Annotated in this window: 11 protein-coding genes; 6 read left to right on the top strand and 5 right to left on the bottom strand. The window is 63.6% G+C overall.

The window, feature by feature from the left end:
- Window positions 1-185 precede the first annotated feature (185 nt).
- Together C7A17_RS21130 and C7A17_RS21135 are read left to right on the top strand one after the other, a co-directional pair.
- A complete protein-coding gene (locus tag C7A17_RS21130) occupies window positions 186-671 on the top strand; it encodes a glutathione peroxidase (RefSeq protein ID WP_106740126.1) in 486 nt (161 codons plus the stop codon).
- Window positions 668-1,126: a MarR family winged helix-turn-helix transcriptional regulator gene (locus tag C7A17_RS21135; RefSeq protein ID WP_106740128.1), complete on the top strand. Its 459-nt coding sequence runs from the start codon at window positions 668-670 to the stop codon at window positions 1,124-1,126. Before C7A17_RS21130 ends, C7A17_RS21135 begins: the two co-directional genes overlap by 4 nt.
- On the opposite strand, the gene C7A17_RS21140 is transcribed toward C7A17_RS21135, so the two are convergent.
- Window positions 1,116-3,437 (bottom strand): response regulator, encoded by a 2,322-nt coding sequence (locus tag C7A17_RS21140; protein ID WP_106740130.1) that lies wholly within the window; start codon window positions 3,435-3,437, stop codon window positions 1,116-1,118. The two genes, C7A17_RS21135 and C7A17_RS21140, sit on opposite strands and share 11 nt — an antisense overlap.
- A gap of 110 nt (window positions 3,438-3,547) precedes the next feature.
- On the opposite strand from C7A17_RS21140, the gene C7A17_RS21145 reads away from it, so the two are divergent.
- Both C7A17_RS21145 and C7A17_RS21150 read left to right on the top strand, forming a co-directional pair.
- The gene (locus C7A17_RS21145; RefSeq protein ID WP_106740133.1) at window positions 3,548-4,438 is read left to right on the top strand and encodes an ATP-binding protein; all 891 of its coding nucleotides are present in this window, start codon (window positions 3,548-3,550) and stop codon (window positions 4,436-4,438) included.
- Window positions 4,435-4,917, top strand: coding sequence for a GAF domain-containing protein (locus tag C7A17_RS21150; RefSeq protein WP_106740135.1), 483 nt, complete (start codon window positions 4,435-4,437; stop codon window positions 4,915-4,917). The genes C7A17_RS21145 and C7A17_RS21150 overlap by 4 nt, the downstream gene beginning before the upstream one ends.
- Before the next feature lie 12 nt (window positions 4,918-4,929).
- On the opposite strand, the gene C7A17_RS21155 is transcribed toward C7A17_RS21150, so the two are convergent.
- Complete coding sequence (locus tag C7A17_RS21155; protein ID WP_106740138.1) at window positions 4,930-5,820, bottom strand: DMT family transporter; 891 nt, start codon at window positions 5,818-5,820, stop codon at window positions 4,930-4,932.
- 225 nt (window positions 5,821-6,045) lie between these two features.
- On the opposite strand from C7A17_RS21155, the gene aceK reads away from it, so the two are divergent.
- The gene (gene aceK / locus C7A17_RS21160; RefSeq protein WP_106740140.1) at window positions 6,046-7,764 is read left to right on the top strand and encodes a bifunctional isocitrate dehydrogenase kinase/phosphatase; all 1,719 of its coding nucleotides are present in this window, start codon (window positions 6,046-6,048) and stop codon (window positions 7,762-7,764) included.
- A 93-nt stretch (window positions 7,765-7,857) separates the two neighbouring features.
- Window positions 7,858-7,989, top strand: coding sequence for a PA1414 family protein (locus C7A17_RS27215; RefSeq protein WP_267895731.1), 132 nt, complete (start codon window positions 7,858-7,860; stop codon window positions 7,987-7,989).
- A gap of 168 nt (window positions 7,990-8,157) precedes the next feature.
- Here the strand turns inward: C7A17_RS27215 and C7A17_RS21165 are convergent, their stop codons facing one another.
- The 3 genes from C7A17_RS21165 to speB form a co-directional block, all read right to left on the bottom strand.
- Entirely contained in the window at window positions 8,158-9,759 is a 1,602-nt protein-coding gene (locus C7A17_RS21165) for a 5-guanidino-2-oxopentanoate decarboxylase (protein ID WP_106740143.1), read from the bottom strand.
- A 96-nt stretch (window positions 9,760-9,855) separates the two neighbouring features.
- On the bottom strand, window positions 9,856-11,238 hold the full coding sequence (locus C7A17_RS21170; RefSeq protein ID WP_106740145.1) for a sodium:solute symporter family protein: 1,383 nt from the start codon (window positions 11,236-11,238) through the stop codon (window positions 9,856-9,858).
- 91 nt (window positions 11,239-11,329) lie between these two features.
- On the bottom strand, window positions 11,330-12,289 hold the full coding sequence (speB, locus tag C7A17_RS21175) for an agmatinase (protein WP_106740148.1): 960 nt from the start codon (window positions 12,287-12,289) through the stop codon (window positions 11,330-11,332).
- Window positions 12,290-12,360 lie beyond the last annotated feature (71 nt).

The raw sequence follows: 12,360 nt of genomic DNA on the forward strand, positions 1-12,360 counted from the left end.
ATATCGTCTGGTGGTTACGCGGCGCGCTGTACTTGTCGATGACAGTAAGCACGGCGCTCAGCGCCGCTAACCCACCCTGCGGATAGTGCGATATCTGCATGCCTTATTTTGCGTCAATTAAATTGCATGCAATTTAATTGCTCGCTATGTTGTTCGGCACTTCCAGCCTCTTCAGGACGATCTCCATGAGCAATGCACTTTTCGATATCCCGGTCACCACCATCAAGGGCGAGCAGAAAACCCTGGCCGACTTCGGCGGCAAGGCCGTATTGGTGGTCAACACCGCCAGCAAATGTGGTTTCACCCCGCAGTACAAGGGGCTGGAGAGCGTCTGGCAGCAGTACAAGGATCGCGGTCTGGTGGTACTGGGCTTTCCCTGCAACCAGTTCGGCAAGCAGGAGCCGGGTGACGAAGGCGCGATTTCCGAGTTCTGTGAGCTGAATTTCGGTGTCAGCTTCCCGCTGTTCAAGAAGGTCGACGTCAATGGCAGTGATGCCCATCCCTTGTTCGTCCAATTGAAAAAGCGCGCCCCCGGCCTGCTCGGCAGCCAGGGCATCAAATGGAACTTCACCAAGTTCCTGATCGGCCAGGACGGTCAGGTGGTCAAGCGCTTCGCCCCGACCACCAAGCCGGAAGAGCTGGGCAGCGAGATTGAAGCCCTGCTCAAATGACAGCCTTCGACAATGTCCGGCTAGAGCTGGACGACCAGCTTTGCTTCAAGCTCTACGCCGCATCCCGTGCGGTGATTCGTGGCTACAAGCCGATGCTCGATGCACTCGGCCTGACCTACCCGCAGTATCTGGCGATGCTGGTGCTGTGGGAGTGGCAGGAGAGGGCTCCCGAGCAACCGACGCTGAAGGCGCTCGGCCAGCGCCTGCAACTGGACTCAGGCACCCTCACGCCGTTGCTCAAACGTCTGGAACAGATGGGCCTGGTGCTGCGCCGTCGTGCGGCGCATGACGAGCGTGAGGTGCATCTGGCTCTGAGCGAAGAGGGCAAAGCGCTACGGGCGCAGGTAGTGCCGCTCAAGGCGCAGCTCCTGTGCCAGTTCGGTGATCAGGAGCTACTGGAGATGGAAGGGCTGCGCCGCAGTCTGGATCGTCTGCTGGCAAGGCTCAGCGAGTGACTTCGCTGGGCAGCCAGGTGTCGAGCATGGCGGCCAGCTCCTCGCGGCGGAAGGGTTTGGCCAGGTAGTCGTTCATGCCGGCGGCGCGGCAACGCTCGCGTTCATCGGACAACGCGTTGGCGGTCAGCGCGACAATGGGCAGATCGGGCCAGCGGCCGTTGTCACGGATGCGCCGGCTTGCTTCGTAGCCGTCCATCACCGGCATGTTGCAGTCCATCAACACCAGGTCGACGTCCTCCTGTTCCAGAATCTCCAGGGCTTCGCCGCCGTGCCCGGCGACCAGCACCTGGCAGCCCAGCTTGGCCAGCATGCCCTTGGCGACCATCTGATTGACCGGGTTGTCCTCCACCAGTAGCACTCGGTTGGAGCCTGTGCGGGGCGAATGCGCCTGGGCGCTGTCCTGCGTCTCGGCCGCGTCGCTGTGGAGGATGTGTCGCAGCACCTGGAGCAGGCCGTTGCGGGCCAACGGTCGCGCGATCTGCAGCAGCGGCGAAAGGCGCTGGGCCTGCTCCTGAGGCAGGAAGTTGCCATAGGCGGTGACCAGCAACACGGGTGTGCTCAGCTCGGGACGAATGCCTTGCAGGCACTCCGGGGCGTCACTGATCAGCAGGTCGGCATGGATACCCTGCAGGCTGGTGTCGGTGTCCAGACGCTGGTATTCCAACCCCCAGACCGGCAGCCACTGGCCAAGCATCTGCTGCAAACCACTGCTGGCTGGGGTCAGCGCCACGATGCGGCCTTGCAGGTTGGGCCGCACGGCTTGCTCGATATGTGCCGGCAGCGGCAGCTCCGCGCAGAATTCGCTGCCGAAGCCTTCTTTCGATTGCAGGCTGAGGGTGCCGTGCATCGCTTCGCACAGTCGACGGGTCAGCGCCAGGCCGAGGCCGGTGCCGCCATATTCGCGGGTAATCCCTACTTCGGCCTGGGCAAAGGGTTGGAAGATACGGTTCTGCGCGTCTTCGGCGATGCCGATGCCGGTATCGCGTACACGGATGCTGATGCCTTTCGCGGTACGCCCCACCAGCAGATCGACTCGGCCGAAACGGGTGAACTTGAGCGCATTGGACAGCAGGTTGCTGACGATCTGGCGCACCCGCGTCGGGTCGCCCAGCACCTGCGCCGGCAGCGCCGGGTCGATCAGACAGGTCAGCTCCACTGCGCTTGCGGCGTTCTGCGACAGCAGGCTGGCGGTTTCTTCGGCCAGCACGCCGAGGTCGAAGGGAATCTGCTCCAGCTCCAACTGCCCGGCTTCGAATTTGGATAGGTCGAGGATGTCGTTGAGCAGCTCCACCAGCACCTTGCCGGAGTCGTGAGCGATGCCCAACTGCTGGCGTTGTTCGGCACTCAGCGGGCCATCCAGTGCCAGGGCGAGCATGCCCAGCAGGCCATTGAGTGGGGTGCGAATCTCGTGGCTCATGTTGGCGAGAAAGGCCGAGCGTGCCTGCGCCATGTTCAGCGCGGTGGTACGCGCCACTTCCAGCTCGCTGTTGGACTGGCTGAGACGGACGTTGGTGGCCTTGAGTTCAGCGGTGCGTGCCGAGACGATGTTCTCCAGTTCGCTCAGGTACTGAGTCAGGCGATCTTCGGCATTACGGCGCTGCTCGATTTCCTGAGCGATGCTCGACAGCTGGCGGTTGGTGACCTCGACCAGAGTGCCGATTTCGTCGCGTTCGTGCCCCTTCGGGCAGGGCACTGGTCGGTGCTGCGGATCTTGCGGATTGCGTTGGCTGAGCGCTCGGATCACCCCGGTCAGCGGCTTGGTCAGCATGAAGTAGAACATCACCAGAAGAATCAGTGAGAGCAGCAGGCTGCGGGCGAAGCCGGTCAGCAGGGTGATCAGCGAACGCTTGAGAAAGTGGCTTCCGAAGGCATAGGTGTCGACTTCCAGGCGCAGTATGCCGAGGGCTTCGTTGGGGGCGTGGGAGACGTGGAGCGGATCCTGGAACTCGCGCTGAGCACCAAACAGGCTGTCGCTGAAGACGCGGTAGCGGCTTTCGCTGCGCGGCCGGCTGACGCTGGCCAGAACCAGACCGCTGTTGTCGATCAGTTCGGCGCGGGTGACCGCTGGCGAGCGCAGTAGGCCGAGCACCAGCTCTTGTGCGAGTTCGGCGTCGATGTTGTAGGCGATTCGGGCTGCAGGGTTGTGGCTGATTTCCAGTAACGCCCGAATCTCGCGGTTGATGGAGGCCTCTTCGCTGGCATAATCGACCGCTACCTGGGTGATGCTGAGCAGCGTGCCAAGGATAAACGCCACCAGGACGGTCAGGCCGGCCTGTTTGAATGACAGGCGATGGGTGAGCGATATATCCATAAAGGCGTGCGTAGTCTCTGATCCTTGGGCGCCTGCCAAGCATAGCTGATAGCGACCCTGTATCGGCAGAGCCTGCAACGTGCGGTTCTGCGCAAAAGGAGTAGTACATCGTGGATTCCCGTTTGCTCGATTTTCTTTCCCGTGCCGAACAGGTACTGGAGCGCATTGAACCCCTGCTGCCTGCACTGCGTCCCGTGGTGGACTGGAACCGCAGTGTGGCCGCGCGTTGGGTGCGTGATGGCCGTAGCGGCTTCCTGCAGCCGCTGGATGTCAGTCTGGATCTGTCGCTGAGCGACCTGCTAGGCGTGGATGCCCAGCGCGAACAATTGGCGCGCAATACCCGTCAGTTCGTCAGCGGCCTGCCGGCCAACCACGCGTTGCTCTGGGGCGCTCGCGGCACCGGTAAATCGTCGCTGGTGCGTGCCTTGCTCGCCGAGCATGCCAAGGCCGGCCTGCGCCTGATCGAGATCGAGCGCGATCACCTGGCTGATCTGCCAAGGGTGGTGGAGTTGCTGGCCGGGTTGCCGCAACGTTTCGTGCTGTTCTGCGACGACCTGTCGTTCGAGGCGGGCGAGGGCGATTACCGGGTGCTCAAGAGCGTGCTCGATGGCTCGCTGGAGCAGGCTCCCGATAACGTCCTGCTGTACGCCACGTCCAACCGTCGTCACCTGGTGCCCGAGCGTCAGAGCGACAACGAGAACTGGAAGATGGTCGATGGCGAACTACACCCCAATGAGGCGGTGGAGGACAAGATCGCGTTGTCCGACCGTTTTGGCCTCTGGCTGTCGTTCTATCCCTTCAGTCAGGAGCACTTCCTGATCGTCGTGCGTCACTGGGTGGACGTGCAGGCCCGCCAGGTCGGCCTGCAATGGAGCTGGGACGAGGCGCTGGAAAAGGCCGCCATCCGCTGGGCACTGGGTCGTGGCAACCGCAACGGCCGCTGCGCCTACCAGTTCGCCCGCCACTGGGTCGGGCTGCAACTGCTGGAGCAACAGGCATGATCGATCTTTCCCAGACAGGCTCAGGGCTCGATGGTTACTCGCTGTTGAGCGCGCAACTGCAGGCGCTGCTATCCGGCGAGCGTGACTTCATCGCCAATGCTGCACAGTTCTCGGCCTTCCTGTTTCACGAGCTGGGGGATCTGAACTGGGCTGGCTTCTATCTGGTCAAGGACGGCGAGCTGGTGCTCGGCCCGTTCCAGGGCAAGGTGGCCTGCGTGCGCATTGCCTTCGGTCGAGGCGTCTGCGGTGCGGCGGCGGCCAGCCTGCAGACGCAGCGGGTCGAGGATGTGCATGCCTTCCCCGGGCACATTGCCTGTGACAGCGCGTCGAACAGCGAGCTGGTGGTGCCATTGCTCAAGGACGGCCGTCTGATTGGCGTGCTGGATCTGGACAGCCCGCTGATTGGGCGTTTCACCGAGGTGGATCAGGCGGGGATCGAGGCGCTGGCTGCGATCTTCCTGGCGGCCAGCGACTGCTGAATTGTCTGCTGATCAGCCTCTGACGGCGCTCGGTCGCACCACCAGCCAGAGTGCCAGGGCGATCAGCACGCTGCCGGGCAGGTAATCCCAGCTCAGGGGTTCGCCCAGCAGCAGGGCGCCCCACAGGACGCCGAAAGGTGGGATCAGGAAAGTGGTGGTGCTCGCCTTGATCGGTCCGACATCGGCCAGCAACCGGAAGTAAAGAACGTAGGCAAAGGCGGTGCACACCAGGCCGAGGCCTGCCAGCGATAGCCACACCTCGATCCCACCCCAGCTGGCAGGCGGTTGCAATGCCAGGCTGCCAGCGAACAACGGCAACAGGAACAGGCTGGCGCCCACCAGGCTGGCGAAGGCGGTCAGGCGATTGTCCAGGCCGCCCTGCTGGCCGATCCAGCGCCGCGTCAGGAAGCCCGCGAAGCCGTAGCAGGTGGTGGCCACCAGGCAGGCACCGGCGCCCAGCAACAATTGCATGTCGAAGGCTATCGGGCCGGTGCGGGTCAGCACGGCTACGCCGAACAGACCGAGTGCGACACCGACGGCCTTGCTCGCGGTGATGCCTTCCTGAAAGAACAGTGCACCGATCAGCACGCCCATCAATGGCGTGGTGGCATTGAAAATCGCCGAGTAACCGGCCGGCAGGATCAACGCCGCCAGGCAGTACATCGCTGAGGGCAGGCCCGCGTTGATGACGCCGAGTAGCAGGCAGATGCGAAATTTGCCGCGAAAATCCCAGTCCGTACGCAGTACCAGAAGCAGTACGAGCAGGCCGATGGTGCCGACACTGGCACGGAAGAAGGCGGTGGGCATGCTGCCCAGTTCTGGCGCCGCGACGCGCATGAACAGGAAGCTGGCGCCCCAGATGGCGGCGAGCAGGAGCAGGCGAAGGAGGTCGGCGATACGCAAGACAGGCATCCGGCAGGTCGGGAGCGAGAGTGTTGCCGTTGGCCGTGGTTCTGGCAATCCGCATTGTGCTTTCGAAGTCGTGCCTGGGGCGCTTACAGCTTCGTAGCCCGGATGCAACCCGGGAGCGGTTTTACGGTGCGGATCCTTCCCCGGATTACATCCAGGCTACGTTTTGTTGGCTTTACGGCTAAGCTCGGTTCACTCATTGCGCAGCGAGGCATTCGTATGGGGCAACAATGGCCGGCTGGCGAGATCGCCCGCTTGATCCTCGAGGGTTTCGACGATTACCGCGAACATTTTCGCCAGATCACCGATGGCGCGCGCGCCCGCTTCGAGCAGGCACAGTGGCAGGAGGCGCAGCGCGCTTCGGCCGCGCGGATCAACCTGTACGAGGAAAAAGTCGCGCAAACCCGTGAGCGGCTGGGTCAGGGTTTCGATGCGACGCTGCTGGAGGTTGGGCAGTGGCCGTTGGTGAAGAGCGCCTATATCGCCCTGATCGATTTGCGCTTCGATGACGAACTGGCGGAAACCTGGTTCAACTCGATCTTCTGCAGCCTGTTCAGCCATGACCTGATCAGCGATGGCTGCATGTTCATCCATACCACCCGACCCTCGCTGCGCAGCCATCCATCGGCCGCGCAGACGCGCAGCTATCGACCCATGGGCGAGTTGGGCGAGGCCTTGCAGGCGATCTTCGAGGATTACCGTTTCGACGTACCCTACGAGGATCTACCGCGAGACCTGCAGCGCCTGGAGATGCAACTGCGCGCCAGCCTGCCGGACTGGATCTGCAAGGATCCAGCGCTGTGCATCGAGCTGTTCTCTTCGGTGCTTTATCGCAACAAGGGCGCCTACCTGGTGGGCCGTCTGTACACCCACGACGAGCAATGGCCACTGGCGATCCCGTTGCTGCATCAGGAGGGGCATGGCATCCAGGCCGATGCGGTGATCACGGACGAGGCCGAGGTGTCGATCATCTTCTCCTTCACCCGCAGCTACTTCATGGTGGATGTGGCGATCCCGGCGGAGTTCGTCGGCTTCCTCAAGCGCATTCTGCCGGGCAAGCACATCGCCGAGCTGTACACCTCGATCGGTTTCTACAAGCACGGCAAGTCGGAGTTCTACCGCGCCTTGATCGGTCACCTGGCAACCACCGACGATCGTTTCATCATGGCGCCCGGTGTGCGCGGCATGGTGATGAGCGTATTTACGCTGCCGGGCTTCAATACGGTGTTCAAGATCATCAAGGATCGTTTTGCCCACGCCAAGACGGTGGATCGCAACACGGTGATCGAGAAGTACCGTCTGGTGAAAAGTGTCGACCGTGTGGGGCGTCTGGCTGACACCCAGGAATTCTCCGACTTCCGTTTCCCCAAGGCCAAGTTCGAGCCGGAGTGTCTGGCCGAGCTGCTGGAGGTGGCGCCATCGACCGTAGTGGTGGAGGGCGATACCGTGCTGGTGCGCCATTGCTGGACGGAGCGGCGCATGACCCCGCTCAACCTCTATCTGGAAAGTGCCAACGAGGCGCAGGTGCGTGAGGCATTGGAGGATTACGGCCTGGCCATCAAGCAACTGGCGGCGGCCAATATCTTCCCCGGCGACATGCTGCTGAAGAACTTCGGCGTTACCCGTCATGGTCGCGTGGTGTTCTACGACTACGACGAGATCTGTTTTCTCACCGAGGTGAATTTCCGCCACATTCCGCCGCCGCGTTTCCCCGAGGACGAAATGAGTTCCGAGCCCTGGTACTCGGTGGGGCCGATGGATGTGTTCCCCGAAGAGTTTCCGCCCTTTCTGTTCGCCGATATCAAGCAGCGCCGTCTGTTCAGCCAACTGCACGGCAATCTGTATGACGCCGACTACTGGAAGGGCTTGCAGGAGGCGATTCGGGCGGGCAAGGTGATCGACGTGTTCCCATACCGGCGCAAAAGTCCCGTTATTTGACCTGTACCGGTTGAAATCCGCTTTGGCAGGCCTAATCTCATAGGTGAGCCAGCAGCGCTGGTGATTCCACTCACTTGGCAGGAGGTCGTATCCATGCTCGCCAAGCTGCAAGAACAAGTGCAAAACCTGCTGCAGGCCCTTGGGCTCGCCCCGCAACCCCAACCGATCCGCATCAGCCAGGCCGAGCAGGAACGCCTGCGTCGTGAGGCGCGTCAGCGCCGCTGAGCATCCCTTCATCGACCGGATCGCCCCGCGTAGGGCGGGTGAAACCCGCCGGCCTGACAACGGCGGGTTGCACTCGCCCTACGAGTCCGCCAACCTCTTTGATGATCGCGGCCAAAGCCTTGCCCACATCCTTGGTGGGCCGGGCTTTGGCCGCGACTACGTTTCACCTCAGGGGTGAAACGGCGCTTCTTCCATTATTTCGATCAGCAGCGGTCTATCCGTAGGCGCCTGGCGCAGCAACTCGGCCAGGTGCGCATGATCCCGTGCGCGCTCGGCGGCGCAACCAAAGCCGCGGGCGATGGCCAGTAGATCCGGCGTGTAGATGTCCACGGCAATCGGGGTGATGTCGCGGCGCTGCATGTAGCGCTTGATCTCGCCGTAACCGCTGTTGTTCCACAGTAGCACGATGATGCCGACCCTGGCTTCGACCGCACTGGCCAGCTCGGGCAAGGTGAACTGGATGCCGCCGTCGCCCATCAGGCTGATCACCGGGCGAGACGGTTCGGCCAACTTGGCGCCGATGGCCGCCGGCAGGCCGTAGCCGAGGGTGCCGTAGCCGGTGGAGGCGTTGAACCAGCGCCGCGCGCCGTCCAGCTCCACCAGGTGGTTGCCGCTGTAGACGGTCTGCGTCGAGTCGCCGACGAAGCGAGCATCGGGCAGGGCATCGAGGATGCAGTCGAACAGCTGTCGGTAGTGCGCCCAAGCCTTGAAATTATCGGCCAGATGCTTCTGCACGGCGGCAGTGCGCTGGGCGCCGGGGCTGTGTTCGCCTGGCTGACGGGGATCGAACTCGGCCAGCAGCATGCGCATGGCCAGGCGCGCATCGCCCTGGATCGCCAGGTGCGGGGTGAAGTTGCGCTGCAGCTGTTGGCCGTCGATATCGATGCGGATCAGCCGGCCAGGCAGGCGGAAGTCGCCGTCGAACACCACGTCGTAGTCGGTCTCGCCCAGCTCGGTGCCGATGGCCAGTACCACGTCGGCCTCCAGCGCCAGGTCGCGCACCGGGCGCAGCGACTGGTTACTGCCCAGCAGCAGCGGATGGCCCGGTGGCAGCAGGCCCTTGGCGTTGATGGTCAGCGCCGTCGGTGCATCCAGCGCGGCAGCCAGGGCGCGCGCCTCGGCCTCGGCGGCGACGCAACCACCACCGAGCAGCAGCAACGGGCGTTCGGCCTGTTTGAGCAGCCCGGCGGCCTCGCGAATCAGCGTGCGGTTCGGCGCCGGGCGGCGCACCGTAGGGCGTGGCGCCAGGGACATGTGCGAGGCGTCGGCGGTGATGATGTCCAGTGGCAGCTCGATGTGCACCGGACGTGGTCGCTCGCCCTCGAACACGGTGAAGGCGCGGGAGAGAATGGCGGGCAGCTCCTCGACCCTCATCAGGGTATGGCTGAAGGCGGTGACGCCTGCCGTCATCGCCCGCTGGTTGGGCAGCTCGTGCAGGTAGCCCTTGCCCAGGCCCAGGCGTTCGCGCTCGTTGACGCTGGAGATCACCAGCATCGGGATCGAGTCGGCGTAGGCCTGGCCCATGGCGGTGAGGATGTTGGTCATCCCCGGCCCGGTGATGATGAAGCACACGCCGGGTTTCCCCGAGACGCGCGCATAACCATCGGCCATGAAGCCGGCGCCCTGTTCGTGGCGCGGGGTGACGTGGCGGATGCCGCTGGCCGGTAGGCCACGGTAGAGCTCGACGGTGTGCACGCCGGGGATGCCGAACACGGTGTCGACGCCCCAGGCTTCGAGTTGTTTGACGAGAAATTCGCCGCAGGTGGTCATGGGCTGCTTCCTTCCGCACCGAGAGAGTAAAGGGGCGAGGGTGAGTGCATCACCTTCGCCAAATCCCGCCCGAAGGCGGGCATTGCACGAGCTGTATCAGAGCGCATGGCTGACTGTGGCACTGCGCCGCGACAACAGGCTGGCGACGAAGAAGGTCGTCGTCCCGACGGCCAGGCTGTAGTAGATCGGGGTATTGGCATCCAGGCCGTCGAGGAACATGAACAGCGCGGCGGTGAGGCTGCCGAGCAGCATGCTGAGGATGGCGGCGAAGGTGCTGGCGCGTTTGAAGTAGATCGCACCCAGCAGCGGCACCAGCATGCCTCCGACCAACAGGTTATAGGCCAGGGTCAGGGCGCTGATGACATCGCTGACGACCAGGGATATGGCCAGCACGACGATACCGAGCAGCAGGGTGAAGGCGCGATTCTTGTGCACGTCACCGTCTTCGTCCCTGCCGCCGAACAGCGGCCACAGATCCTGCGCGGCAGTGGTCGAGGCGGCCAGCAGGCCGGCGCTGGCGGTGGACATCAGCGCGGCCAGGGCGGCGGCGATGACCAGGCCGCGGATGCCATCCGGCAGGCTGTGCTGGACGATACTGGCGAAGGCGTTGTTGACGTTGTCCAGCTCTGGTAGCAACACCTTGGCGGCCATGCCGATCAGCGCGGCGGCCAGGCCGTAGAGCACGCAGTACAGACCAGCTGCGGTACCGGCCACACGGGCCACACGCTCGCTGCGGGCGGTGAACACGCGCTGCCAGATGTCCTGGCCGATGAAGATGCCCAGGAAGTAGATCAGGAAGTAGGTGACGATGGTGTCCCAGCCAATGCTGGTGAAGGAGAAGTAGCTGGATGGCAGGGTGGCGACCAGCGCATCCCAGCCGCCAGCTTCGCTGATCGACAGTGGCATGAGGATGAATACCAGGCCGACGGTCATGATCATGAACTGGACGATATCGGTGAGCGTCAGCGACCACATGCCGCCGATGGTGGAGTAGGCGACCACGATACCGCCGCCGACCAGGATGGCGACCCAGAACGGCATACCGAACAGCACCTGCATCACAGTACCGATGGCGATGGTCGAGGTGGCCGCGATCATCAGTGCGTAGACCAGCATGATGACGGCACTGGCATGGCGCGCCGTGGGGTTGTAGCGGCGTTCCAGCACCTGGGTGACGGTGTATATCTTCAGTTTCAGCAGTGGCTTGGCGAGGAACAGGCTGATGCCCACGATGCCCAGGCCCAGTGCGGCGCACAGCCAGAAGCCGGAAATGCCATGCACATAGCCGAGGCGCACGGTGCCGATGGTCGACGCGCCGCCGAGCACGGTGGCCGCCATGGTGCCGAGGTAGAAGCCTGGGCCGAGGTTGCGGCCGGCGACCAGATAGTCTTCACGGGTTTTGGCGCGACGCATGCCGTACCAGCCGAGCGTGAGCATGGCAGCGACGTAAAGCAGAACGACGAATAGATCTAAAGCCATGTTGGCTCTCCAGTTCTTGTAGTTGTTGTGGCCTGAGCAGCAAGGATCCACCCGGCGCTCAGGCGAGGCGCCGGGCTGTAGGGGGGGCGCCTTAGCGGCGTTGAACCCCGGGCAGGACGCAGAGCATTTCGTAGAGCAGGTTGGCGCCGAGCAGCGAGGTGTTGCCGGTGGTGTCGTAGGGCGGCGAGACCTCGACCAGGTCGCCGCCGATCAGATCCAGGCCTTGGCAGCCGCGGATGATCTCCATCGCCTGGATGGTAGTCAGGCCGCCGATTTCCGGGGTGCCGGTGCCGGGCGCCCAGGCCGGGTCGATGCCGTCGATATCGAAGGACAGGTACACCGGGCCGCCGCCGACCTTCTCGCGCACCTCGGCCATCAGCGGCGCCAGCGACTGGTGCCAGCACTCTTCGGCCTGCACCACGCGAAAGCCCTGCTTGCGGCTCCAGTTGAAGTCCTCGGCGGTATAGCCCTGGGCGCGCAGGCCGATCTGCACCACGCGCTCGCTGTCGAGCAGGCCTTCTTCCTGGGCGCGGCGGAAGGTGGTGCCGTGGGCGATCTTCTCGCCGAACATGTGATCGTTCACATCCGCATGGGCATCGACGTGCACCAGGCCGATCTTGCCGTACTTCTTGTGCAAGGCGCGCAGGATCGGCAGGGTGATGGTGTGGTCGCCGCCCAGGGTCAACGGCTTGATATCCAGCTCGACGATCTCGTCGTAGGCCTCTTCGATGATGCGCACGGCGTCGAGCAGGTTGAAGGTGTTGATCGCCACGTCGCCGATATCGGCCACGTTCAGCGAGTCGAAGGGGGCGGCGCCGGTGGCCATGTTGTACGGGCGGATCATCACCGATTGGGCGCGGATTTCGCGCGGGCCGAAGCGGGTGCCGGAGCGTAGCGAGGTGCCGATGTCCAGCGGCACGCCGACGAAGGCGACGTCGAGCTGGCGTTTTTCCTCGGGGCTCTGGATGTGCGGCAGGCGCATCATGGTGGCGATGCCGCCGAAGCGGGGCATTTCATTGCCGCCCAGGGGCTGGTGAAAGGTCTTGTCCATGGGTAGGCCTCAGGCTCGTTCTGGTTGTGGCCGGATTCTTGGCCGGCCAGGTGCGGGGAAAAATCGGCTGG

Source organism: Pseudomonas mendocina, assembly GCF_003008615.1.
GTDB classification, from domain to species: Bacteria; Pseudomonadota; Gammaproteobacteria; order Pseudomonadales; family Pseudomonadaceae; genus Aquipseudomonas; species Aquipseudomonas mendocina_C.